The following is a 23,943-nucleotide window of genomic DNA, read 5'->3' as shown; positions in this document are numbered from 1 at the left end:
TGCGGGACTAGGAATCTTCTTAAGAAGCGTTACGTCATATACGAAAAATAAATAAGAATATCCCGCTTTTAAACAAAAGAAGCCCCCTTTTTACAGACGGCTTCTTTTGTTTAACTTTATCTTATTAAAACTTCAAAGCAACAAATAAGCAATCGGCGTAATAATAAGCAACGTTAAAATCGTTCTCTGCACATATAAAATAATGAGTTCAGATACTTTTAACGGAATATCTGTTGATAATATACAAGGAATGGAAGCGGAGAAAAACAAAATAGATGATACGGAAACAACTGCAATAACAAACTTTGTCACGAGTGGTGCACTTACTACTAATAATGACGGTAAAAACATTTCTGCAATGCCAACTGATGCGGCTTTAGCAGCTAAGTCTGCTTCTGGTAATTGTAATAGCCATGTAAACGGATAGAAAATATAACTGATCCAATCAAATATTGGCGTGAACTTCGCTAAGACGATACCAATTAATCCTACTGACATAATGGATGGTAAAATTCCCATTGTCATAATAAATCCGTCTTTTAAATTCATTGCAATATTTTTCATAATGCTCGGTGCAGACTTTGATACTTCTAACGCATCTTCCCAAGCACGTTCTAACATTTTCTCTTTATAAACAGGCTCTGGGAACCCTTCTTCTGTTACATATGTATCTGGTTTTCTACTAAGGGGTGGGATTCTTACGGTGATAGCAGTCACGATGAATGTTACAACAAGTGTAGTCCAAAAATAAACATTCCATAAATGCATAATATCTAATGTTTTTGCGATGATGATCATAAATGTAGCGGATACTGTAGAAAATCCTGTAGCGATAATCGCCGCTTCTTTTGTCGTATACTTTCCTTCTTTATACACGCGATTCGTAATAAGGAGAGCAAGCGAATAACTTCCAACGAAAGACGCAACTGCATCGATTGCCGATCTCCCCGGCGTATTCCATAATGGCCTCATAATCGGACGACAAAATGTACCGATAAATTCAAGCAATCCATATCCGACTAATAACGCTAAAAACGCCGAGCCAATTGGAACGAGCAAACTTACTGATATGACTAGCTTCTCATATAAAAACGGTCCAACATCTGGCGCAAAGAACCAATCTGGTCCTACTTTTAAACAATATAATATGCCAAAAACAAAGCCAACTACTTTTAAAATAGAAAAACAAATATCTACGATAGATGCATTCCATTTCTTCGTATAAAATGGATAAATCGCACCAATTGCCATAACAAATAATGCATAATAAGGTACTATGCCAGGAACCGAAGCCCTAATCCACGATACGATATGATCAATCATAATAGACGATGCACCGTTTATCGTAACAGGAACGAAAAACATAAACACTCCAACGAGACTAGCAAGTATAAATCGAAGAATAATCCCCTTCTCTCGCCCTGTCTTAATTACATTACTCTTTAATTCAATTTCACCCAAAATTCGACACCTCCTATTATCTAAATATTCTGTATAATTATGTCTTATTCCTTCTTTCCGTTTCTACTATTTAATCATATGAAAAAACCTATTTTGAAATAGGCTTTTCTATTACCCTTTATAATCATCCACAATCACTTGAATGATACGATAAGATTCTCCTGCCACCTTCTCATTACTATCCCTATTTGCGTCATATGTAATTAACGCCTTCCAAAGTGCCCATCCTCTCGCTCTATTCCACGTTTCTTCATCCATGCGTAATACTTCTTTAAATACATTTCTACTATTTTCATCAAAAAACGTCCAAGCCATCGCTGCATCACAAGCAGGATCTCCTACACCTAAAATACCAAAATCAATTACAGCACAAAGCTTTCCATCTTTAACGAGTAAATTCCCTGGCGCTACATCTCCATGAACCCAAACTGGCTTACGATCCCATGTTGAACTAAGTGCTACATTCCAAAGGTGTTTTAATAATGCCTCGTCAAAAACATCCTTATTATTTTCAATAGCAACTCTCGCCTCTTCATCATATACAGATATAAGTCCGCCTCGGTAAAAATTATGTGTTCCAGCTAAAGGTCCGTTACTCGCATTAATAGATTGCAATTCTACTAAAAAAGATCCTAAGTCCGCCGCAAATTCATTTAAATCCCGAACGTTTTGTTTCGTAACTGTTTCTCCCTCTATCCACTTATTAATAGACCAAGGCAATGGATACGCTTCAGACGGATTTCCTTTCGCAAGTGGGGTAGAAATCAGTAAAGAAAGCCCCTTACTTAATATAGGAAGCCAACTATTTTCTTTCTCTACTTGCGGTGCATATGCCACATCACTTGGCAATCTTACGCTCATCTCATCCCCTAAGTGAAACGTCCTATTATCATGCCCACTAAACTTTACAGGTCTCACTTCTAAATGGGCCCATTCAGGAAACTGTTCCTGTATTAACTTTTCAACTAAACTTACGTTAATTGGATGCATTCACATTCTCCTTTTCTTTTGAAACTTACTAAGCCCATCCGTACTTCCAACATATTCAAAACTATTTTTCTTATAAAAATCATTCAACGTACGATTATGCCCCACGCAATCTAACTTCAAATATTCTTTATCACATTGCACATTCTCTTCTACCCACCGTAAAATCCATTCTCCTATTCCATTTCCCTTATACTTCCGTTTCACCGCAAATCTATGAATATATAATGAATTAGAAACTTCCTCTTTACCAAAAATATGTTCATCCCATTCATTTTGTTTAGGAGAAACTGTAACCGTACCAACTATTTCATCTTCTTTCAGAACAACATATGTATATTTCTCTCTTATACATTCTAGTATTTCAGCCGTAGCTTCCTCTCCTAAAAGATACTGCCACTGATCCACTTCTTTATATTGTAGCCACTGTGCTACCTCTTTTAATAAAAGGATAATACTATCACTTTCATTTTCAGTAGCAATTCGAATTGCATGTTCTTTACTTATATTTCTCTCCATATTGCCTTTCCCCTTTCAAATTGCTACCATACTGACAAACGCGTTCTACCGTCGTTTTCGTCTGTAACATATTTCACATAAAATCCTTGTTTCCGTGCGTTTTCATACATTAATTCAATCGCTTTTTGATCTTTCACATAAATTTGTATGTATTGAGCATCCACTGCTAATACGATTAGCTCACACTTACTTTCCTTAAACTCTTCATATGTTTCAATATCTATCGCTTTTTCTCCTTTAGGATATGCTTTTAAATCTGCAAAAATAAGATAATATATGTTGTCTTTAACTAACTTTTTCAACGCTAACCCTTCCACTACACTTGGTTCTTCTGGAAATAATGCCTCATCCAATTCACCACGTGCTATTAAGTAGGACTCCTCATCCCTCACTCGCCAATCAAATACAGTAATATCAATTGGCTTTAATACTTTCCAAAGTACATTGCTGTATTCATTTGGAATATCTACAAAAATCCCTCTTTTCATATGCTTGCTCCTAACTTATTCATTTTCGTTTCATACATTATATATCAAATGTAATTACTATATTTTGTCGATACATATGTACATCATAAAAAAACCGCTCCACGACTAGCGAAACGGTTTCCTTCTGCTTACATTTAAATATTTCATTCAATTGTTGGACTACGTTTTAAAATATTTTTTAATATATGCACCACATCATTCGTTCATTCTTAATGCTCACTTCGACTTTACAAAGTAATATAAAAACCATACTGCATGATTTTGTTCATCCGCAGCTATTCTCCGTAACAACTCTTTCAAATGTACATCCGATGTCTCATCTGAAATTTCCAAATAAAAATCTACTGTTTTTTGTTCATCTTGTATAGCGAACTCTAATCCTTGTAAATACGTATTTGGGCAGTCTTCAGTAATTTGTGGTTTTGGCTGCCTTCCAGTTAAGTTCGTATAAATTTGTACAAAGTTGTGGAAATGCTTTATTTCATCATTACGAATTTCAAGAATTTGTTTTTGTTCTACTTGATTTGGAGCCATATTCGCTAATTTTGCATAGCAGCTTATAGCGCTATACTCTCCATTTATAGCTTTTTCAATATCACTAATTAACTTATCATTCTGCCTATACCAATCATAATAATTCGAATTATACATCATATCCCCCCATACTTTCGCTTAACATTTTATGCATTTAGAAATAGTAGGAGCCTGTGTATTTAACGGGACGGCTTTAGAATGAAAGAAAAGTTTGAGAAAAGGGTCTATTTTGTAAAGGAATTGATTATGCATAAAATAATACTATTGTATACTGTTGCTATAAACTCTCGCGGGAGTTAGGAAAATAAATTCGCGAATCAACGATTGGTTCAACATGATGCAGTGCGAAGCTATTATGAGTTCAGTGACATAACTAGGAGGTTCCACTATGCCATCTTTATTTAAAACTATGGAGTTCCAGCTAAAAACCGAACGACTTGACCTGAGTATGTGGGAGGAATCCGATTCAGTTTGGATGAGAAAATTAATTGGCGAACGTGGTGTGGACATGCCGACCCTCGACTCCGTTCGTAACCGGCTTATTGAGATGCGCAAGAAGGCAGACGAAAATGGTATTTCCCTTCTCACTATTCGAAGGAGAGACGAAGGCGATTTCATTGGGTACTGTGGCTTAATTATCGGTCGTTCCACACTTGAAGAGCCGGAGATTGCATACGAGTTGTTCCGCAGCGCTCATGGTAAAGGTTATGCGACTGAGGCCGCATCTGTTGTACTGGACGCGGCGATTGCTACTGGGCGCCAAAGACTTTGGTCGACTGTAGGTGCTTGGAATATCGCTTCCCTCCGGGTACTAGAAAAGATAGGATTTAAGCGTCATCACAGTACGTGGGATGATGAACGTGGTGAGATTGTTTGGAACGTACGCGATCTTTAGAGATTTCGCCTTAATTCTAAACACTACACTTTTCAACAATCAGGCATTTACATTGAGAAAAAATCAAAAACAAGCCGTTTCACTAATTAGTGAAACGGCTTGTTTTTAAGCGTTCAATTCTGTTTTATGCCCTTTTACTACACTACGTTTGAGTGCAGTTGCTAATATAGTAACCATACTTACTATACCAATCCAAACGAGTACAGTAACAGGTGTATTCCAGCTTAACCCTTTTCCGAAGAAGAAGATTTCTCTTAAGCCTTCAATCATAAATTTCATTGGTAACCATGAGTAAACCCAGTCTTGATAAAACGGAGACAACATCTCAGGTGCTAATGATAATAACGGTGCCCCGAAGAATAGTAATAAAGCGAATAAACCGATTCCTTTTAGCCCAACTAATGATAGTACTGCAGATATCATTAAGAAGAAACTAAAAGAAGTAATGGATAAGAATAGAGCTGTATCCGTGAAGTTCGAAATATTTAATCCTACCATCCCATCTGCAATCCATGTAAGACCAAACCCAATTACAAGTGTCGCAATAGCTCCTGTTACGATTTGTTTTACTTTTAACAGAAAGTTTTCTTTTCTTGATCTTACTGGCATTTTACTAATCGCAATAAAAATAATCGCTGCACTAGCTAAACTTGCAATCCATAACGGCTGGAACAATGATATTGGTGAATTACCGTTCGCACTATTTTTGCCGACCTCATTCACATTTTTCACGTTCTTTACAATAGGTGTTACTAATTTCGCAGCTTGATCTGTTGTTACAGTAGCTCCTTTTGCTTTCAGCCCTTCTAATATTTGCGTACGAACATTATTGTTCATATTATCAACGATCGCCTGTAATATTTGCCCTGCCATAGTTGATGCAGCCGTATTCATTCCTTGATTAATATATATTTCTATCTCAGGTGAAGATGGCTGTGGCGTTCGTAACGACGCTTGTTTTGCGCTAAATTCTTTCGGGATGACTAATGCCGCGTAATACTCTTTATTGTTTAATCCCTTTTGAACGGCTTCTTTATTTTTTACTTCTACCCACTTCACTGCGGGTTCTTCCTCTGATTTCGCTGTTTTTTTCATGTTATCAACGATCGTTTGCCCCATATTCATTTTCGGTTGATTTGGAATTTCTACACCTTGATCCTCATTTACAATTGCAATTGGCAAGTTTTTCGGCTGCGGTTGAACAGTTGGAAATAGCGTTAATGAAAAAATAAAAACAACAAGTAGTGCAATAACTGGTGATAAAAATAAAAGTTTATTTTTAAACATTTTCTTTTCTCCTCCCTTAATTTGATCTATAATAACCAACAACGTGTTGTTTATTTATATTTTGAATTATATGTTCGAGTTGAACCTTATACAATAATCAAAAATCGTGAATGTGTTGGTTATAAGACACATTTTCCAAATGTGTTGAGTAAAATTAAGGAGGGATATGCTTTGCGCGATAATAATTTAGATTTGCGTGTTGTTCGTACGAAAACTGCCATACGAAATGCATTGGTGGAGCTAATTAAAGAAAAAGGTTTTGACGCCATTACAGTGAAAGATATTACAACGAAAGCAAACATTAATCGCGGTACTTTCTATGCGCACTATCAAGATAAATTTGATTTAATGACAAAATGCCAAGAAGACATTATGTACGAGTTTTCTAAAATTGCTAAACAAAAATTCCCGGAAGTTATTGCTGACCTTGGATCAAATCCTTCTCCAACAATGCCATTTATACTTATCACTTCTATTCTTGAATTTCTAAATGAAAATAGTGATTTTATGAAAGCTGTACTAAGTCCGAAAGGAGATTTATCTTTCCAAACAAAACTGAAAGACTTTATGTGGAAAACATTATTTGAAGATACGAATGGTCCCCTCATTAATAAGGAGAATTTACTTGTTCCAAGCGAATACTTAACTTCTTATATGGCATCTGCACATATAGGTGTCATCCAACAATGGTTAAATAATGGACAAAAAGAAACACCTGAGGAGATTGCTCGCTTTTTATCCACTATTGCAGTTCATGGACCTTTTTATGCAGCTGGTTTAAAGAAATAAGTCAGCTTGCTTAGTAATTTCTATTATTTTATTAATAACTTGAAATTTATGTTTCTGTAAAAAAGCTGTTGAAAGGACTTCCCCTTCAACAGCTTCTACATTATTAACGATATAAACGAACTGCACCTGCAGAATTATCATCTGCTTGTCCAACTACTTCAAATTTCAATCCGAATTTTGGTAATTTACGTCCTGCATCTGGGATTAAATCATTTATATACAATTTAGAGTCATCAAACTTCGTTACACCTGGTAATCCTTTGTAATCATATGTTCCGCGTGTTGGAGATACGACTTTCCATGCTGGCGTTTGGTTAAGGGAGAACGCAGCATCTGCGATTTGGAATCGTGTACTATTTTTAACAGTTGGTTTGCCGTTTAGTGTTCCAACAATTGCCTCTGGGTGAGAGTCAACAACTCCTAAGAAACCTTCACCTGGATGTAAACCAACCCAATTATCTGTAAAGCTAGAGTCTGCATACCATACTAGCAGACCTGTATTATATGGTACACCACTGCTATATTTTAACGCTTGATCAGCACCAGCATAGTTTCTCCACTCTAAATAGTAGTTATGCTTCTTCTTATCAAAACCGTCTGCTACAACAAAACCATTTAATTTAAATTTCGTTTCGCCTTCTGCATCATCAGAGAACACAACATTTCCATCTACAGTTAATGTAGCATTATCAAAAGTAAAACCGGTCGGCGCTAAACCACCATCTGTAATGTATTCGAATACTAATTTTACTTTTTGACCTTTGAATTTGCTTAAGTCATAAGACTTATCTACCCATTTACCATCTGTTGTGTCTAGACCATTTTTCACATTTTTTTCACCAATTCGATCCACTAACGTTTTCGTACCATCTTCTTTCACTGCATGTACTTCAAGGAAGTCATAATCCGTTTCAATTTCATACATTGATTTATAATCAAACCTCGCATTTGTTGCATTTGTTAAATCAAACACTGGCGTTTCTAATGTTGTATGAAGGTTATCACCTTTTGTACTATAGTAGTACTTCTTACCGAATGCAGGCTGAATACCTTTTACCTCTTTATCTGGTAAGTTAACACGAATCAGACCAGGACGATTTGATTTCGTTACACTTTGATCTAAATACGTCGCATAACCAATACCACGATTTAATTTATTATAGTCAACCTCTACAATATTGGCCCAGTTTCCACCCATGTTCTTTTGAAAGAACTCTTTGTTTTGCGGAGAGAAACTCGGTGGCGTTGTTCCTGCAATTTTACCAGCCCAGCTACCGCCACTCATAACAGACCAGGAGTTAATTGGCTCACCTGCTCCTGTGTACTTCGTATCATACTCATCTGGAAGACCTAAATCATGACCAAATTCATGTGCGAATACACCAACCGCTCCGTCTTCTGGCTCAATTGTGTAGTCGTATGCTGCCATCTTACCGCCCCAGTTATCAACTTTTGCTTTTGTTCCTTCAATTGGATATGGTGTTCCAAGGTGCCAACGATGTGACCAAATTGCATCATCACCTAGTCTACCACCGCCCCCATCTTGCCCAACTCCAGCGTGAATGACCATTAAGTGATCAATCAGACCATCTGGTTCATTTTTATTGCCATCACCATTATTGTCATATTGATCGTATTCGTCAAATTCAGATAAATCAATACCACTTTCTACAGCCGCATTTAATGCCTCTTTTACAAAATCACGAGGTCCTTTTGGTCCCATATTATCATGACCGCCATCTCCTGCATCTGCGCCATAATCTGCCGCATTACCAGGAACTGTCAACCACTTTGTTACTGTGCCATCTACTGTATAACTACCACCAGATTGCTCTTCATAATATTGTTTAAATGTTGGTACTTTTGAACCATCAAAGAGTGTAAATGGCTCATTACCAAATAACATTTTTTGATAATGTTCTGGATTAAAATCATTTGAATACATATAACCTGGTACTTGATCAATATTGTTATGCTTAAAGTCCGCAAACTCTACTAGCAATACGAGAACTTTATCTTTACGAACATCACCGTTATATTGTTTTTGCTTCGCTGAAGTAGTTGGTACTTGGCCGTTTAATCCCCCTTTAACCGGCTCTTGTCCCGCTACTGGACCACTAGCAGGTTGATCTGCTTTTTCTTTCTCATCTGCTTTTGCATCTTTAACTTTTTTCAAAAAGTCAGCCGCTTCTCTCGTAACACTATCCCCCGCTGCTGGTTCTTTTCCCGCATTTTCTCCTTTTTTCTTCTCTACGTATTTTTCAACAGCTTTTAATGTGTCTTCTTTCGACGTAGATTCATTAATTACACCGCGTTTCTTGAGCGCATCTGCTAAACGCTCCTCTTGAATTAAATTTTCATCAATCGGACTTAAAGTTCCTCCATTAGACGGCGTTGCCGCATAAACAGATTGACCCCCATACCCAAATGTGCAACTAAGCACAGCTGCCGCCGCAAGCGTAGACAGCACTTTAAAAGGTTTTTTCTTCATCCCTATTCCTCCCCAATATTAAATACGATACAACGTTTATATATTACGGAAAATTCAGAAAATTATCAACGCATTGTCTGAATTTGTAATATTTTTGAAAAAATCCTTTGTTTTAGATGAACATACATTCTGATTCATCAATATTTTAGAAAATATTGATGAAAGTTGATAAAACTATTAAAATCATAAAGAAATCGTCCACTATATTTAGTGGACGATTTCTTTATTTATCTAAAATACAACTACAACACTTCAATATATCCTTCTGTTCCATGTACCCGAATTCGTTGCCCGTCTTTTATTAGTTTCGTAGCGTTCTCTACTCCAACAACTGCTGGCAGGCCATATTCACGTGCAATCACTGCTCCGTGCGTCATAAGCCCGCCGACTTCAGTGACTAACCCTTTTATAGAAACAAACAAAGGTGTCCACCCAGGATCGGTAAATGCCGTAACTAATATATCTCCATCTTCCAAATTCGCGTCTTCCATGTTTAAAATAACGCGTGCTCTCCCCTCAACCACTCCAGAAGAAACAGGCAAACCTACAATTGCTTCAGCCGGGAGATTTTCGCGTTTGTACTTACCTGTAATGATTTCTCCATCAGACGTGATAACACGCGGAGGTGTTAGTTTTTCATATAATTTGTACGCATTTTTTTGTTTATGAATAATCTTGTAATCTAGTTTATTTGTGCGGACGACTTCGTGAAGTTCTTCAAAAGTTAGATAGTATATATCTTCTATTTCATCCAGAACATTATTTTGCACAAGTTTCTCTGCTTCTTTCAGTAATGCCTGCTTATATATGAAATAACGATGAATCATGCCGTATTTCGGATATTCACGATAACCGATGAAATTGCGGATGTTACGAATCATTCTCTTCGTCTCTTCTACTTTTTGTTCCCCATCCGGCAAGTGCTGCAATCGCTCTAACAACTCTTTTTCTTTTTTCAAAGCTTCCTGCAGCCCTTCTTCAAACTTCCGCTTACTAGCACCATATTCAAAGTCTCTTATATGATTTAAAATCATCGGTATAATTGTAGCTGGCTGTTCACTCCAGCGCGTTTTCGTAATGTCGATTTCTCCGCTGCATCTCATTCCATATTTATTTAGAAAAGCATCGATTGCATCCCGAACTTTTTCCCCGCCTTTAAACTGAATTAATTCATCTAAAAAGCTGTCATCTTCTACATGCTGTAAATACGCAATGACTTCCGGATACGGCCGAATCACATCTGCCACATCCAATAACGCTAGCCCCATTTCTGACGTAATATTATGTTGTACAGATTGTGAAAGTACATCTGCTGCATTCTTTTCCCCTAACCATTGTTCCATCTTTTCATTAATCCATGATGAAGCATTCATACCTGCCATAATGATAGCTATACTTTGCGAGTTAAATAATACTTTCTTTAATTGCTGAATGTCTTCTAAAATAAAATCAAGTACATCCACCCCTGATTTCGTTTGCATGTTTCGTTTTAACTCTTCTATTGATGATTCACTATTCTTTATTAAATTCGTAACGATTTCCGGATCGTTTTCAGGTTGTGGTTGCGAACTTGCAGGTGGCACTTTTTTACTAAGATCCTTTTCTTTTTCATCATCCGATAACAATTCAATAAAATTCTCTCGCTCAATTACAGTCGTTAATGCATCTCGTATGAGCGGATCCGATTTACCTAAAGTGTTTATTAAGTAATCTCTGCTAGCAGGTGAAGCTAGTCTTTGCGTAGCATCAACAAATAGTCTTCCTCCGGCTTTACACATAGGTGCACTAGTCGTTAACAGGAAAAAAGATAAACCTAATGGTTTCATCGCATCGGTCATCATTTGTTGGTGACCAACTGATATATACACGTGATTTTCCCCATCATTTACTTCTGGAATTGGATATAAAGTCGTAATCGGTCTGCTTTGGACTATATAAATTGTATCATCAACTAAGCACCATTCAATATCTTGCGGACAACCAAAATAAGCTTCGATTTGTCTTCCGATGCGTGCTAGTTGTAAAATCTGTTGCTCAGTAAGTGTTTGAAATTTTTGCTGATTAGGAGCAATTTTCTTTCTCTCTGTTCCACCTTCTTTTCGTCCATAGATGGCTAATTTTTTCGTTGCGATGACCTTTTCGACGATTTCGTCTTCTTTTACCTTATAATTATCGGCAGAAACCAATCCAGATACTAGCGCCTCGCCAAGTCCAAAGCTGGCATCGATTGACAACACCTTCCTATTCGAAGTAATCGGATCCGCAGTAAATAAAATCCCTGAAGCCTCAGGGAAAACCATTTTTTGAATGACAACACATATAGAAACTTGATTATGATCAAAACCGTTTTGCATTCGGTATATAACCGCCCGATCTGTAAACAAAGAAGCCCAGCATTTTTTAATATGCTGCAAAATGTTTTCTTTTCCAATAATATTTAAATACGTATCTTGTTGACCAGCAAACGAGGCATACGGTAAATCTTCAGCAGTAGCACTCGAACGCACTGCATATGCATGTTCATCGCCAAAGTGCGAGAGATAATGAGCTACTGATTCCACTACATCAACTGGAATTTCCACCGCCATAATGACTTCTCTAATCTGCTTACTAATTTCACCAATTCGATCTCGTTCCTCAATTTTTAGCATTGCTAATTGATTCAATAAAGTTTGAAACGCTCCATTTTTTCCGATGGCCTGTTCATACCCTACCGTTGTAACACAAAATCCTTCTGGCACTTGTATCCCTTGAATATTGGATAACTCCCCTAAATTCAATCCTTTTCCACCAACGAGAAAAAGCTGCGTTTTTTCTATTTCCTGAAAATCGAGAACGAAAGAACTCATTTGGCACCTCTCCTTACTATTCATGTGTTCTTGATTGTAACAGTAGTAAATGAGAAGAAACAGTCTATTTCGAACGTAAATTACATGATATAATTAAGTTAGGAAGAGATCATCACTTCTATTTCCCCTCTAATTCACTTCAATTACATCACCAAACTTAAACATTCTTTTATTATGAAAAGCAATCATTAGACATAATGGATTTCTATCGAACTTTGTTATGTCTTTTTTATATAAATCCATATTGTAATATCTTTATAAATCTTTTATTAAGCCATAAATTCGCCTCAAGAATAGTAGAATCTGTGACTTTAAAAGCAATATTTTTTGTTTGCACTTTATATAAATTGATATGAATCCCTCTTAATTCTAGGACTAAATTATTGTTTTTTAATCCCGCATTAATTCTTTTCTCAAATTCGCCAAAATGAATTTTCAAGATTAGGGAACTATAATGTCGTATTAAAATATATTAAGGGGGAGAAAAATTGGACAATGAAATGAATTATGGAAGTGATTACAAGTTTATTCCAGCAACTTCAATTGAAAGTGGTCACGGCATCGAAGTATTGCCTGATTTATTTTGTTACACGATTCAAATCGTCAATATATGCTTTGTTGGAAATCCTAAGACCAATGATTTTGTTTTAGTTGATGCTGGAATGCCTAAATGTGCAAATGAAATTATCTCTATCGCTGAGGATCGATTTGGTACCAATAGTCGCCCAAAAGTAATTATTTTAACTCACGGCCATTTTGATCATGTTGGGGGAATAATTGAACTCATCAAGCATTGGGATGTTCCCGTCTATGCACATCAAATGGAGCTACCGTTCCTGACCGGACAACAAAGCTATCCAGAACCAGACCCTACAGTTGAAGGTGGTATGGTAGCGAAAATGTCTCCTCTGTTCCCAAACGAACCAATTGACTTAGGAAATAATGTAAAAGCGCTACCTACCGATGGAACTGTTCCCCATATGCCAGAGTTTAGATGGATTCATACACCAGGACATACTCCAGGGCATATTTCATTATTCCGAGAAAAAGACCGAACTTTAATTGCTGGGGACGCTTTTGTTACAGTGAAACAGGAGTATCTATATAAAGTCATAACTCAAGAACAGGAAATAAGCGGTCCGCCTCGCTATTTAACAACAAACTGGAAAGCCGCTAAAGAGTCAGTTCTTAAGCTAGAAAAGTTAAAGCCTCTAACCGCTGTTACTGGACATGGAATACCGATGTCGGGTGAATTGCTATCAACAAGCCTCAAAACACTCGTTCAAGAATTTGATAAAATTGCTGTACCTGATTACGGAAAATATATAGATAAAAAGATGCATTAAACGCGGAAATACTTTGTTTATTTTTATATTAATGAATCAAAGTATAATGCAAAATCATCCTTTAAAAGCTTTTAAACTTAATCTGTTAAAAAACTGAATGTAGGCAATATCTATATTCTAAGAATAGCACTACTCTTTTGGAATAAAAATTGAAATTTCGCAAAAACTATATATAATAAAGTCTGCTTCTTACCCAGGCTTTATTTCTTGCCATTAAAGAGCAGTCATAATCAATAACTGCTCTTTTTAATTTTTTAGTATAAGCTCAATTTTTTTGTTCATACTATACTTAACCCATGAGATAGTTATACTCCTTAATTTCATGGATGTAAATTTCTCACTGCAGTTAGCTTTTGCTAACTGCTTTTTTATTTATAGAACAATTACATAAAATTTGTTTTTGAAAATAGAATTATAAGTAGATTGTTATTGAGGGGAGAATCTTAATTATGAAAAACAATATACATGTTTATGTAGGATTGATTTCATCTATAAGTATCTTTTTACTTTCGCTATTATTTCTATATTTTAATCCGTATAGCGATCAACTATCTAATAAAGACTTTTTCATCACGGTTCTTTTCATGTTATTACTCCCCTCTTTTTGGGCGTTCATTTCAATAGTTAAAAGAGAAAATATTTTGATTTTAATTTGCAGTATTTGGTTATTACCTGGAGGAATCTATTTCGGAATATCTACAATTCCAAGTGTTTGGAATTTATATATTTTATTTCTACTTTTTTATTTTTTGTTTGTTTTTCAAATGAAAACTAAACAAAGTTAATTCAAAATGAATGACTCTCCTGTTTAAAACATGTACAAACATCCGTTATAGCTTGTACTAAAAATTCTAGTTCAAGAGATTCCCGATAACAACTTTTTTTACCAATAATCACCACATATTATACAAACATCTACTTCTATTTAAAAAATAATTCTCTAACAAGTTCTTAAATATAGATTCTCGTATTCTAAAACAGCCTTTGTATAATTTCTTAAATATTTTAGAATGAATTTATATTAGTAGAATTTAATCAATTTATTAACAATGGAAATTACCATTTAGTCTTAACTATTCGACCTATATATAAACTATAGTTTTTCTCTAAAGATAATTTCCATATCTTCATTTTAATATTGCATTTGTATCGCCTTTTGCACATTCTGCACATCATTTTTTAATAGCTGCTTTAAATCATAAGCTGGATAGTAACCACGTTCATACATAAAATTAAAAACCTGTGCGTGTAATTGTATAGCACCATTTATTTGACGGGTTAAAACTTCTCTAAGTCGCGGTGTTGCAGTTTCAGTAATCGCTATTGCATAATTTCGAACAGATGTCTTTGCTAACCCAAGCAAATCTCCAGCGTAAAATCCAGTGTCATCACGATGTTGCGATTGAAATCCAGGAGCATATGGATAAAACTGTACTAACTCTTGTAAATTGTTTTGTATAGCATTTATAGCTTTAATATATAACGATTGAAGTGCTTGATCTGGTACATTTCTAACTGATTTTTTTAATTTAATTAAACCATTCGCTTGGAATGCTACTAATTCATGTAAATCCAATGTTTCATGCCAAGCTAATTGATTAGGATAAGACATAGATGTTCCTCCTTAATATGCATTCATTCTACATTATGCAAAAAAATTCAAAAAGGGCCTATACTATATGAATTCATTTCAACCTAATTTATCATTTTTTCCATTCTTCTATGTTAATCACAATAAAATAGACCTAATTCCTCTTCCCTACTTTTTTATATCCTTAATTTTGATTTTCAAAATGACTTCTTCGCCTTTACAATCTATAAATTTAATTTTTTCTTCTTTAAAAATCCACATCATAATACATCCTTTCTTATTTCGTTATAAACCATACTAGTTAGAAAATATAAATGTGAACATTGTACCTACATATTTTTTCAAATTTTATAGTTACTTAAATTTATACATTATTAGATATTAAAGTAACTCGTTGCAGGGAGTACCCATTAAATTATTTCATTTTAATAAAACGAAAAACAATTATTCTTGCTGTGTTAGTCACCTATTTCTAAGTAATTAATAGGCTATATATTATGACTTAGGAGGGATAAAAAGATGACTATACTTTATGATAAAGACTCTTTACAAAAAATTTTTACTACCCTTCCACATTGGCAACAAGAAGCTTTTCGTTCTTTCAAATTGAAAATGACAGATAAAAATAAACCTTTCCCTTGTATACCAGCCCAACACGGTTTTACAGCCAATCACCTCAGATACGGATTCATTGGTGATCCTAGAGATATGAGTACTAGTGCGGATTTTGCTGCATTACTTAAAGAATATACTGAATGTTCTAGAGAAACAGGTCAATACGCCTCATTTATTGTTTTTATTCATACACCAATAGATTTAGAGCGAGAAACTACAGTTGAAGATTTTGAACATATTTATTGGTCTCTTCTTAATACAACTAGCCGTTTGGACGAGATGGAATGGCCTACACACATTCCAAATGACCCTATGGAAAACACTTGGGAATTTTGCTTTCATAATGAATCATATTTCGTTTACTGCGCTACACCCGCCCATGTCAATAGACAAAGTAGACATTTTTCATGTATGATGCTCGCTTTAACCCCTAGATGGGTTTTACAGGGGATTATGAGCTCTGAGAAACGCAGTAGAAAACTAAAAAACTTAATACGTCAACGTCTAGCCGCTTATGATAAAGCTCCTATTCATCCTTCTCTCAAAGATTATGGTCAAAAAGATAATTATGAATGGCAACAATATTTTTTACGTGATGATGAGACAATTCCATCAAAGTGTCCATTTTCTCGAATAATAAAATACTTGCATAAAAATAAATAATCCCCTCTGCTTTTTATTATTTAGTTGTACAAACTTTAACCACTGAATAGATTTAATATAGATCAAATTTAGTGGGAGGAGCATGTTATACGTGGGGATATTTTTAAGCTATGTTTTCTTGGGTTTATCATTATCTGCTCCAATGGGGCCTATAAATGCTGCACAGTTAGAAAAGGGTATTAGAAGTGGTTTTTTTCACGCTTGGATTCTCGGCATAGGAGCCTTACTTGCAGATGTTATCTACATGGCACTTATTTATTTAGGGGTAATTCATTTCCTTGAAAAAGATATTATAAAACTTTTCTTATGGTCTTTCGGAGCTTTTGTTTTAATCTATACAGGCATCGAAAGTTTAAAAAATGCGAATCAAATTAGCATTAGTAATACTAAAAATGACGATTCAATTATTAAAAGCTTCTTTTCTGGTTTCTTTATGTCTTTATCTAATCCATTAACAATCCTATTTTGGCTTGGCATTTTCGGCTCGATATTAGCAAAAGCCGCTTCTTCTTATAATAAAGAGCAGCTTTTGTTATATAGCTTAGGGATTATTTTAGGTATTTTTATATGGGATATTACGATGGCAAGTACATCTAGTATGTTTCGTAAAATTTTGAATGCTCGTATATTGTCTCTTATAACGGTAGTATCTGGCATATCACTTATTATTTATGGATTATATTTTGGTTTTCAAACTTACCAAATTATTTTTCAATAACTTCTATTATTTATTTCTGACATACTATTCCTATTGTGAAAAGAAAGATACTTCATATAGCTGTATTTCTTTTTCTTGAGATAAAATGAACAATTATAGTAACAAGAATAACTATTCCTAAAAACAACAAACTCACTAGGAAACCGAAACGGGTTGTTTTTTGCAATAATGTTCCACTAACAGCTAATGCAATCATAATAAGACCAATAATACTTTTTATCTGCATCCAACCTTTGGGATTCATTAATTTCCAAAATGAAAGAAGAATTAAACTCCATGTATATAACAACATTAATCCAGCTGCAGTTGTTACATATTCATATATATTTTTGGGTAGGAATAAAGCACTAAGGATAGAAGCACCAAGTCCAATTATAATAAGAATTAAGGCTGGAAAAGAGATGTTTTTTTTATTTTTTTTAGCAAACATTGCAGGTGCATCTCCCTCTTCAGCTAAATTCATTAATACACTTGTCACTGCAAATAATGAACCAACTAATGTTGAAAAACCCGCTAAAATTAATACCACATTTAAAATAAATGGCACGTACGGCAAATTATAATCTTGTAATGCTATTACAAAAGGACTTTCTTTCGTATTAAACTGGTTTAATGGAACCATCATAACTGCCAACCCTAAAGAGACTACGTAAATAATCGTTAAAATCATTAACATTACTCTTCCTGATTTCTTTGCATCTTTAGGGTCTTTAAGCCTTATTGTCATTAACCCCATAATTTCAATTCCTCCAAATGCATAAAATGCATAAATTAGAGAGGACCATGTGCCTTTTAATCCATTTGGAAACCAATCTTTAAAATTCCGCGGAATTTGTGCTTTATATAAACCACCCTTTATAAATCCTAAAATAACCAAAATAGCAATTACAATAAACCCCATAATAGCAGCAATCTTTATAATAGCCATCCATTTCTCTAAACGTTCGAATATTTTTACCCCTATAAAAATAATTAATATAGCCGCTACTCCATATATAGTAGCAAATATCCATAATGGTATTTTAGGAAACCAATAGCGTGAAAAGATTCCTAACGCACTTAACTGGCTACCCATAATAAGCAGTTCAGAACACCAATATGTCCACCCATGACTAAAACCCGCCCAATTTCCAAAAGCTTTTCTTGAATAAATGCGAAAAGATCCTTTTTGTGGATCTTCTACAGCCATTTTTGCCAATGCCTCAAATACAATATATGTAGTGAATCCAGTTAAAATAAGAATAAGAATAATTGAAGAACCACCTATTTTAATTCCTATACTAGATCCTAAAAAAAAGCCCGTCCCTATCGTACAACCAATCCCAATAAGTGAGAGTTGCCACCATTTTAAATCTTTTTTTTCTTTCGTTTCATTATTAACATCATGACAGGTCATATTACTATTCTCCTTTATTCATTTCGAGAATGTCCCTCATGATTACTTAAATACTTCTCAGCAAGCTTTTCAACAACATCAACGACATCATGAGCCTTTATTTTATGGTTTGCTACTCTTTCACTTCCTACAGAAATCTCAACTGTAAATAACGCTTCATATTTCATTTTTTCTGCCCCTTTCGCATCAAATATAACCTCTTATCTTTTATTTCACAAAAATTAATTATGTATTTAAAACCTCGAGAGTATAAAATTTAAACAAATAAATTCGAGTTATAGTTGTAAATCTAAAAAAATTCTAACGCTACTAAGCTTATTTACTAAAAAAATGTATGAGAAAGGAGAGACAGCATGCCTCTCCTCTATATCCATTTCGTATATAAAATTAACGAGTAACGCCACCGCCAAGTTGTTGCTCAGCTAATGATACAAGACGTTTTGTAATTTCACCACCAACAGATCCGTTTGCACGAGCTGTTGCATCTGCACCAAGTTGCACTCCAAATTCTTGAGCAATTTCATATTTCATTTGATCAAGAGCTTGTTCAGCGCCACGTACTAATAATTGGTTGCTGCTTCCACTGTTATTGTTTGACATGTTAATTCACCTCCTTCTTTCTTTAATATGTTAAATTACATGATAAAATATATAGTTAATTAATTGGTAATTACGACCACGAATTCAAAGGTATAATTGATGCTCTTTAAGCCCAAAATAATAGTGTATAGGAGAACGAAATATAACATACGTGCCATGGGATATCATAAATAGACCTCCATTACAATATAAAACGGGTTACGCTATATAAAAGCATAACCCGTTTTTAATGGAATGTTTTATTCAATATACTTTTAAATAGTGGAGGAAAAAAGATGAAACATATTGTTGCTTTATTAATTAAGTACACAGCGATAACTGCAGTATTGCTAATCATGCTCAGTATCTTTCAAGGCATTTCAATTCCTAAAGTATTATTAATTTCTCTTTTCCTTACGGGAACTGCCTATTTAATCGGAGATCTCTTCATTTTACCTAAATACGGAAATGCGATTGCTACAATGGCAGATTTCGGTTTAAGCTTCTTTGGAATTTGGTTATTAACATCCTTGTTTACTAATTTAGATGCTACTCATAATATTGGATTTTCTTCATTTTTAGCTGCTTTAATTATTGGCGGAATAGAAGTTTTCTTCCATATTTATATGCAGAAGTTAGTACTGCGTAATGACAATGAATTAAGAGAACATAATCATATTCACCATGATAAATACGCTATGGAGATATCAGATGAATATATGGATTCTTCCATAATAAATAAGTCCAAGCTTGAGGATACACCTAAAAAATAAAAAAGTGGCCAACGCCACTTTTTTATTTTTGTTTATTACGCTTGGTCAGAATTTCTTACATGTAATGGAGGTGGAACTACCCATCCCTTTTTCTTACTTAAACGTAGCAGAGTTACACCTGCCTGCGCTTTTTTCATATGAAATTGTCCGAATAGCATACCTACATCTTCTCGAAGACATTTTCCCATTACTTGACTACATGTCACAAGTCCAGCTGCTAATCCTGTAGAAACAGCTGCAGCAATTTCAACATCATTAATACGCGCTCCCGGAGGAATGTCTTCAATAGATGCAACTGGACGTTCTGGAGGCGCTGGCGGTAAAGCGACCCCATTAACTTTTAAAAGTGCCTTTAATTCTTCTATCTCCGAATTCATATCATTTTCAATTAAGCCTTCTAAAAACTTCTTCAAATCTTCGTCACCTGTGTGATTCATAAATACTTGATGGCTTGCAATTGCACCCTGTGCAGCAAGAAGATAACTCCAAATGTCAAATACTTCTCCGTAATGTAAAGGTTCATTTTGAGGATTTCCACTTAATATACCCATTTTTAAATTCCTACCTTTCGAAAATATCATAATAAATATTGATTTCAATATTGAAATCAAATTTTTAAGTATGCTTTTTCCTGCAAAAGATTTTCTACTATGCATGGAAAACACCTTTCCAACACTGCGTGTTTATTGTTTAGGAAAGTAGTTTACAAATTAAATACTCAAAGATTATGAAAGAAGATTATCAATAATCTTTGAGTGAGAATCTGTTTAATATAAGGTTTTTTATTTTTATGAATACACAAAAGAAATTGATTTACATATTTGCTATATTTTAAGCTAATTTACTTAGCGGTTAGCTCTACCACCAAGTTGTTGTTCTGCCATTGCTACTAAACGTTTTGTAATTTCACCACCAACAGATCCGTTTGAACGAGCTGTTGTATCTGCACCAAGTTGTACACCAAACTCTTGTGCAATTTCATATTTCATTTGATCAAGAGCTTGTTCAGCGCCTCGAACTAATACTTCATTACGACTTCCACTATTATTTTTTCCCATATTGTTTCACCTCCGATGTTTTTAATATGCTACAAATTATGAAATAATAATTATCCTTTTTATGGAAATTATATTATGAATAAAAATTGATTTTTTTCTTAAAGTAGGGCAAAACATATAAGAAAGAATAACTGATATAACATACTTTCATAACAACACTATGTATACTTTCTAATTCCCTTCAGTAAATAAAAGAAGGATTTCTATTTCACCAAGAGATTAAATAAAATTATGTTTTGAGACATAATTCAAAAGGAGATATGAGATGAAAGCTGTAACCTATCAAGGACCAAACCAAGTACAGGTTAAACAAGTGGATGATGCAAAATTAGAGAAAAAAGATGATATTATTGTAAAAATTACTTCAACCGCTATTTGCGGTTCTGATTTACATCTATATCAAGGCAACATGCCCTTACCTCAAGGATACATTATCGGCCATGAACCAATGGGAATCGTTGAAGAAGTCGGGCCAGATGTCACTAAAGTGAAAAAAGGCGATCGTGTTGTCATCCCCTTCAACGTTTCTTGTGGACATTGTTTCTATTGCCAACATGAAATGGAAAGTCAATGTGATAACTCAAACCCTCATTACGATTCTGGTGGATACTTTGGTTACACAGAGAAATTTGGTAATCATCCAGGAGGACAAGCAGAATATTTAAAAGTTCCATTTGGTAATTTTACTCCATTTGTTATACCGGAATCATGCGAACTTGAAGATGAATCCCTACTATTTCTATCAGATGTTTTACCAACAGCCTATTGGAGTGTAATAAACGCAGGCGTTAAGCCAGGTGATACTGTTATCGTCCTTGGTTGTGGACCTGTTGGATTAATGACACAAAAATTCGCTTGGATGCAAGGTGCTAAACGTGTAATTGCAGTGGATTACTTAGATTATCGGATGAATTATGCAAAAAAGATTAACAATGTTGAGGTATTTGAGTTTACAAAATTTCCAGATATGGGAGAACATTTAAAGGAAATTACACATGGCGGTGCCGATGTAGTCATTGATTGCGTGGGAATGGATGGAAAAAAATCGCCTCTAGAATTTCTGGAACAAAAATTGAAACTACAAGGCGGAACTCTCGGCCCTATTCAAATCGCTACGAAAGCCGTAAGAAAATATGGAACGGTTCAAATGACTGGCGTTTATGGTGGCAATTATAATGCATTTCCACTCGGGGCATTTTGGGTTAGAAATATTAATCTTAAAATGGGACAAGCACCTGTCATTCATTTTATGCCGGAACTATTTGAAAAAATAACAAATAAAGAATTTGATCCAAAAGAGATTATTACACACAAAATCCCCCTTGAAGAAGCGAGCTACGGTTATCAAATTTTTAATAATCGTGAAGATGATTGTATAAAAGTCATTCTGAAGCCTTGAAGCTACAATTCATTATTCTTAATGAAAAGATAAGATTACATTTCGTAATCTTATCTTTTTTTATTAAATGCTAAGTATCTATCCCCTATTTTCATCTCACATCTAAAATAGTTATTTTCAAAAACTTTGCATTTTGAGGCAATAAATAATTGGTAAAAACATGAATTAAAGTATTAAGTAACCAAATAGCGGACACGATAACAATGTTAACTAACTTAAAAGAGGTGTACTTCATGTTTTATTATAAAGAAGAACTGATTAATATTATCAAGCCAGACAAGCCAGATCCAGCTGCCGCAAAAGTTTTACAAGAAATATTAGGTGGGCATTATGGCGAAATGCGTACAATGATGCAATACTTCTTCCAAAGCTCAAATTTTAGAGGGAAAGAGAAGCAATATCGTGATTTACTTCGAGGTGTTTTTTTAGAAGAAATAAGCCATGTAGAACTTGTACAACATACAATTAATCAACTATTAACTGGATCTGGTGAACCTACACCAGGAAATGCAGGTGTTGACACAGCACCACTTGATGAAGCGGTTAAACATGCCAATCCTCATCACTTTATTGTAGGTGCTCAAAGTTCATTGCCCGTTGATGCAGCTGGCAACCCATGGAATGGATCTTGGGTATATAGCCATGGGAATTTAATTAGCGATTTATTAGATAACGTAGTACTTGAATCTACAGGTGTACTTCAAAAAACTAGAATTTATGAAATGAGTTCCAATCAAACTTTTAGAGAAACACTTGCATTTTTAATTGTACGTGATAATGCACATCAAAATGCTTTCGCAAAGGCTTTAGAGACATTGGGTGTTGAATGGGGGAAACTCTTCCCTGTGCCGAACTATGATATTAATAAATACCCAGAGTGCAGAAAGTATGTAGACATGGGATTCCATAACGCACAATTTAATTTTAGCTTAGATCCAACAAGAATGGGAGAAATATTCCAAGGTGAATCACCAAGTAGAAACAAAGGAACATTAGCAGTAACGGACCCGCCAAAAGGTTTTCCTGTACCAGAACTTCCTGAAATGCCAAATGAGCATAGTCCCGGATTAAAAGATATGGATCTTTAAGATCATTATGGCCAACTATTGATTCATGGTTGGTCATAGTTATTTATAAAGATTCATGTAAACTTGTTGTTAACATGATAAGATGTTTTAATAAATCCTCTTTATTTAAAAATGATGTTGATTATATTGCTGCTCCTCTTAATTTTGTTTCTATGAACTATTAAACGCCACTGTTACTTACTTATAATCTCCCTACCTCTATTCACATATAAAATCCCTATATTGTAAACAAAGAGGAGGGACTTGTCCCCCCTCTTCTTTTAATTTTTCTTTAAAAGAGTTGCTCCTGCAATCCCTGGGTGTGTCATTTCGAATGGATCTAGAATTAACTCTAAGTCCTCTTGTGACAATACACCATTTTTCACACAAAGTTCTCGAACAGATTGCCCTGTCGCGATTGCTTCTTTCGCAACGCGA

The 23,943-nt window shown here is 34.7% G+C and carries 22 protein-coding genes and 1 pseudogene; 8 read left to right on the top strand and 15 right to left on the bottom strand.

The window, feature by feature from the left end; all coding sequences use genetic code 11:
• Window positions 1–132: 132 nt before the first annotated feature.
• From DN404_RS26075 to DN404_RS26055, 5 genes are all read right to left on the bottom strand, one after another.
• Window positions 133–1,461, bottom strand: a complete 1,329-nt coding sequence (locus tag DN404_RS26075; protein WP_149215628.1) for a YjiH family protein — start codon at window positions 1,459–1,461, stop codon at window positions 133–135.
• Window positions 1,462–1,572: 111 nt separating this feature from the next.
• Window positions 1,573–2,451, bottom strand: coding sequence for an aminoglycoside phosphotransferase family protein (locus tag DN404_RS26070; RefSeq protein ID WP_113302884.1), 879 nt, complete (start codon window positions 2,449–2,451; stop codon window positions 1,573–1,575).
• Window positions 2,452–2,967, bottom strand: a complete 516-nt coding sequence (locus DN404_RS26065) for a GNAT family N-acetyltransferase (RefSeq protein ID WP_000440744.1) — start codon at window positions 2,965–2,967, stop codon at window positions 2,452–2,454.
• 23 nt (window positions 2,968–2,990) lie between these two features.
• A complete protein-coding gene (locus tag DN404_RS26060; protein WP_113302885.1) occupies window positions 2,991–3,455 on the bottom strand; it encodes a DUF2691 family protein in 465 nt (154 codons plus the stop codon).
• A 216-nt stretch (window positions 3,456–3,671) separates the two neighbouring features.
• Window positions 3,672–4,106, bottom strand: a complete 435-nt coding sequence (locus DN404_RS26055; protein ID WP_000282831.1) for a ferritin-like domain-containing protein — start codon at window positions 4,104–4,106, stop codon at window positions 3,672–3,674.
• Window positions 4,107–4,377: 271 nt separating this feature from the next.
• On the opposite strand from DN404_RS26055, the gene DN404_RS26050 reads away from it, so the two are divergent.
• Complete coding sequence (locus tag DN404_RS26050) at window positions 4,378–4,884, top strand: GNAT family N-acetyltransferase (protein WP_001139531.1); 507 nt, start codon at window positions 4,378–4,380, stop codon at window positions 4,882–4,884.
• A gap of 105 nt (window positions 4,885–4,989) precedes the next feature.
• Here the strand turns inward: DN404_RS26050 and DN404_RS26045 are convergent, their stop codons facing one another.
• Entirely contained in the window at window positions 4,990–6,171 is a 1,182-nt protein-coding gene (locus DN404_RS26045; protein WP_113302886.1) for a YhgE/Pip domain-containing protein, read from the bottom strand.
• A gap of 171 nt (window positions 6,172–6,342) precedes the next feature.
• On the opposite strand from DN404_RS26045, the gene DN404_RS26040 reads away from it, so the two are divergent.
• On the top strand, window positions 6,343–6,960 hold the full coding sequence (locus tag DN404_RS26040; protein ID WP_304520711.1) for a TetR/AcrR family transcriptional regulator: 618 nt from the start codon (window positions 6,343–6,345) through the stop codon (window positions 6,958–6,960).
• A gap of 103 nt (window positions 6,961–7,063) precedes the next feature.
• Here the strand turns inward: DN404_RS26040 and DN404_RS26035 are convergent, their stop codons facing one another.
• Window positions 7,064–9,451 (bottom strand): immune inhibitor A domain-containing protein, encoded by a 2,388-nt coding sequence (locus DN404_RS26035; protein WP_016122771.1) that lies wholly within the window; start codon window positions 9,449–9,451, stop codon window positions 7,064–7,066.
• A 242-nt stretch (window positions 9,452–9,693) separates the two neighbouring features.
• The gene (ppsA, locus tag DN404_RS26030; RefSeq protein ID WP_149215626.1) at window positions 9,694–12,300 is read right to left on the bottom strand and encodes a phosphoenolpyruvate synthase; all 2,607 of its coding nucleotides are present in this window, start codon (window positions 12,298–12,300) and stop codon (window positions 9,694–9,696) included.
• Window positions 12,301–12,788: 488 nt separating this feature from the next.
• Here ppsA and DN404_RS26025 point away from each other — a divergent pair, with 488 nt between their 5' ends.
• Window positions 12,789–13,646: an MBL fold metallo-hydrolase gene (locus tag DN404_RS26025; protein ID WP_149215625.1), complete on the top strand. Its 858-nt coding sequence runs from the start codon at window positions 12,789–12,791 to the stop codon at window positions 13,644–13,646.
• A 1,132-nt stretch (window positions 13,647–14,778) separates the two neighbouring features.
• Here the strand turns inward: DN404_RS26025 and cotF are convergent.
• Window positions 14,779–15,258 carry a spore coat protein CotF gene (gene cotF / locus DN404_RS26015; protein WP_065484273.1) on the bottom strand — a complete coding sequence of 160 codons (480 nt, stop codon included), beginning with the start codon at window positions 15,256–15,258 and terminating at the stop codon, window positions 14,779–14,781.
• A gap of 498 nt (window positions 15,259–15,756) precedes the next feature.
• Here cotF and DN404_RS26010 point away from each other — a divergent pair, with 498 nt between their 5' ends.
• Together DN404_RS26010 and DN404_RS26005 are read left to right on the top strand one after the other, a co-directional pair.
• On the top strand, window positions 15,757–16,515 hold the full coding sequence (locus DN404_RS26010) for a YqcI/YcgG family protein (protein ID WP_006920793.1): 759 nt from the start codon (window positions 15,757–15,759) through the stop codon (window positions 16,513–16,515).
• Window positions 16,516–16,606: 91 nt separating this feature from the next.
• Window positions 16,607–17,233 (top strand): LysE family transporter, encoded by a 627-nt coding sequence (locus DN404_RS26005; protein WP_060852530.1) that lies wholly within the window; start codon window positions 16,607–16,609, stop codon window positions 17,231–17,233.
• Between the two features lie 52 nt (window positions 17,234–17,285).
• Here the strand turns inward: DN404_RS26005 and DN404_RS26000 are convergent, their stop codons facing one another.
• The 3 genes from DN404_RS26000 to DN404_RS25995 all read right to left on the bottom strand — a co-directional run bounded on the left by DN404_RS26000 (window position 17,286) and on the right by DN404_RS25995 (window position 19,229).
• Entirely contained in the window at window positions 17,286–18,629 is a 1,344-nt protein-coding gene (locus DN404_RS26000; protein WP_113304770.1) for an amino acid permease, read from the bottom strand.
• Window positions 18,630–18,643: 14 nt separating this feature from the next.
• Complete coding sequence (locus tag DN404_RS30675; RefSeq protein ID WP_006920787.1) at window positions 18,644–18,796, bottom strand: hypothetical protein; 153 nt, start codon at window positions 18,794–18,796, stop codon at window positions 18,644–18,646.
• A 220-nt stretch (window positions 18,797–19,016) separates the two neighbouring features.
• Window positions 19,017–19,229 (bottom strand): alpha/beta-type small acid-soluble spore protein, encoded by a 213-nt coding sequence (locus DN404_RS25995; protein ID WP_000069660.1) that lies wholly within the window; start codon window positions 19,227–19,229, stop codon window positions 19,017–19,019.
• Window positions 19,230–19,504: 275 nt separating this feature from the next.
• Between DN404_RS25995 and DN404_RS25990 the strand changes: the two genes are divergently transcribed.
• A complete protein-coding gene (locus tag DN404_RS25990; RefSeq protein WP_149215624.1) occupies window positions 19,505–19,981 on the top strand; it encodes a YndM family protein in 477 nt (158 codons plus the stop codon).
• 35 nt (window positions 19,982–20,016) lie between these two features.
• Here the strand turns inward: DN404_RS25990 and DN404_RS25985 are convergent, their stop codons facing one another.
• Entirely contained in the window at window positions 20,017–20,532 is a 516-nt protein-coding gene (locus tag DN404_RS25985) for a DUF3231 family protein (RefSeq protein WP_000512122.1), read from the bottom strand.
• 294 nt (window positions 20,533–20,826) lie between these two features.
• The gene (gene sasP, locus DN404_RS25980) at window positions 20,827–21,039 is read right to left on the bottom strand and encodes a small acid-soluble spore protein, SasP family (RefSeq protein WP_000517671.1); all 213 of its coding nucleotides are present in this window, start codon (window positions 21,037–21,039) and stop codon (window positions 20,827–20,829) included.
• Window positions 21,040–21,304: 265 nt separating this feature from the next.
• On the opposite strand from sasP, the gene DN404_RS25975 reads away from it, so the two are divergent.
• Together DN404_RS25975 and DN404_RS25970 are read left to right on the top strand one after the other, a co-directional pair.
• Window positions 21,305–22,438 carry a zinc-dependent alcohol dehydrogenase gene (locus DN404_RS25975; protein WP_000649085.1) on the top strand — a complete coding sequence of 378 codons (1,134 nt, stop codon included), beginning with the start codon at window positions 21,305–21,307 and terminating at the stop codon, window positions 22,436–22,438.
• A 233-nt stretch (window positions 22,439–22,671) separates the two neighbouring features.
• Window positions 22,672–23,526 (top strand): manganese catalase family protein, encoded by an 855-nt coding sequence (locus DN404_RS25970; protein WP_000500358.1) that lies wholly within the window; start codon window positions 22,672–22,674, stop codon window positions 23,524–23,526.
• Window positions 23,527–23,786: 260 nt separating this feature from the next.
• On the opposite strand, the pseudogene DN404_RS25965 reads toward DN404_RS25970, so the two are convergent.
• Window positions 23,787–23,943, bottom strand: a pseudogene (locus DN404_RS25965) (aspartate ammonia-lyase); the annotation flags it as partial.

The organism is Bacillus sp. TE8-1 (genome assembly GCF_008368855.1).
Taxonomy (GTDB): Bacteria; Bacillota; Bacilli; order Bacillales; family Bacillaceae_G; genus Bacillus_A; species Bacillus_A cereus.
This window is presented reverse-complemented; position numbering and strand designations above follow the sequence as displayed.

What these genes read in the sequence shown, in the direction of transcription:
- DN404_RS26070 (WP_113302884.1), bottom strand. Translation starts at nt 2,451, where the DNA reads ATGCATCCAATTAACGTAAGTTTAGTTGAAAAGTTAATACAGGAACAG.
- DN404_RS26065 (WP_000440744.1), bottom strand. Translation starts at nt 2,967, where the DNA reads ATGGAGAGAAATATAAGTAAAGAACATGCAATTCGAATTGCTACTGAA.
- DN404_RS26060 (WP_113302885.1), bottom strand. Translation starts at nt 3,455, where the DNA reads ATGAAAAGAGGGATTTTTGTAGATATTCCAAATGAATACAGCAATGTA.
- DN404_RS26055 (WP_000282831.1), bottom strand. Translation starts at nt 4,106, where the DNA reads ATGTATAATTCGAATTATTATGATTGGTATAGGCAGAATGATAAGTTA.
- DN404_RS26050 (WP_001139531.1), top strand. Translation starts at nt 4,378, where the DNA reads ATGCCATCTTTATTTAAAACTATGGAGTTCCAGCTAAAAACCGAACGA.
- DN404_RS26045 (WP_113302886.1), bottom strand. Translation starts at nt 6,171, where the DNA reads ATGTTTAAAAATAAACTTTTATTTTTATCACCAGTTATTGCACTACTT.
- DN404_RS26035 (WP_016122771.1), bottom strand. Translation starts at nt 9,451, where the DNA reads ATGAAGAAAAAACCTTTTAAAGTGCTGTCTACGCTTGCGGCGGCAGCT.
- ppsA (WP_149215626.1), bottom strand. Translation starts at nt 12,300, where the DNA reads ATGAGTTCTTTCGTTCTCGATTTTCAGGAAATAGAAAAAACGCAGCTT.
- cotF (WP_065484273.1), bottom strand. Translation starts at nt 15,258, where the DNA reads ATGTCTTATCCTAATCAATTAGCTTGGCATGAAACATTGGATTTACAT.
- DN404_RS26010 (WP_006920793.1), top strand. Translation starts at nt 15,757, where the DNA reads ATGACTATACTTTATGATAAAGACTCTTTACAAAAAATTTTTACTACC.
- DN404_RS26000 (WP_113304770.1), bottom strand. Translation starts at nt 18,629, where the DNA reads ATGACCTGTCATGATGTTAATAATGAAACGAAAGAAAAAAAAGATTTA.
- DN404_RS30675 (WP_006920787.1), bottom strand. Translation starts at nt 18,796, where the DNA reads ATGAAATATGAAGCGTTATTTACAGTTGAGATTTCTGTAGGAAGTGAA.
- DN404_RS25995 (WP_000069660.1), bottom strand. Translation starts at nt 19,229, where the DNA reads ATGTCAAACAATAACAGTGGAAGCAGCAACCAATTATTAGTACGTGGC.
- DN404_RS25990 (WP_149215624.1), top strand. Translation starts at nt 19,505, where the DNA reads ATGAAACATATTGTTGCTTTATTAATTAAGTACACAGCGATAACTGCA.
- DN404_RS25985 (WP_000512122.1), bottom strand. Translation starts at nt 20,532, where the DNA reads ATGGGTATATTAAGTGGAAATCCTCAAAATGAACCTTTACATTACGGA.
- sasP (WP_000517671.1), bottom strand. Translation starts at nt 21,039, where the DNA reads ATGGGAAAAAATAATAGTGGAAGTCGTAATGAAGTATTAGTTCGAGGC.
- DN404_RS25975 (WP_000649085.1), top strand. Translation starts at nt 21,305, where the DNA reads ATGAAAGCTGTAACCTATCAAGGACCAAACCAAGTACAGGTTAAACAA.
- DN404_RS25970 (WP_000500358.1), top strand. Translation starts at nt 22,672, where the DNA reads ATGTTTTATTATAAAGAAGAACTGATTAATATTATCAAGCCAGACAAG.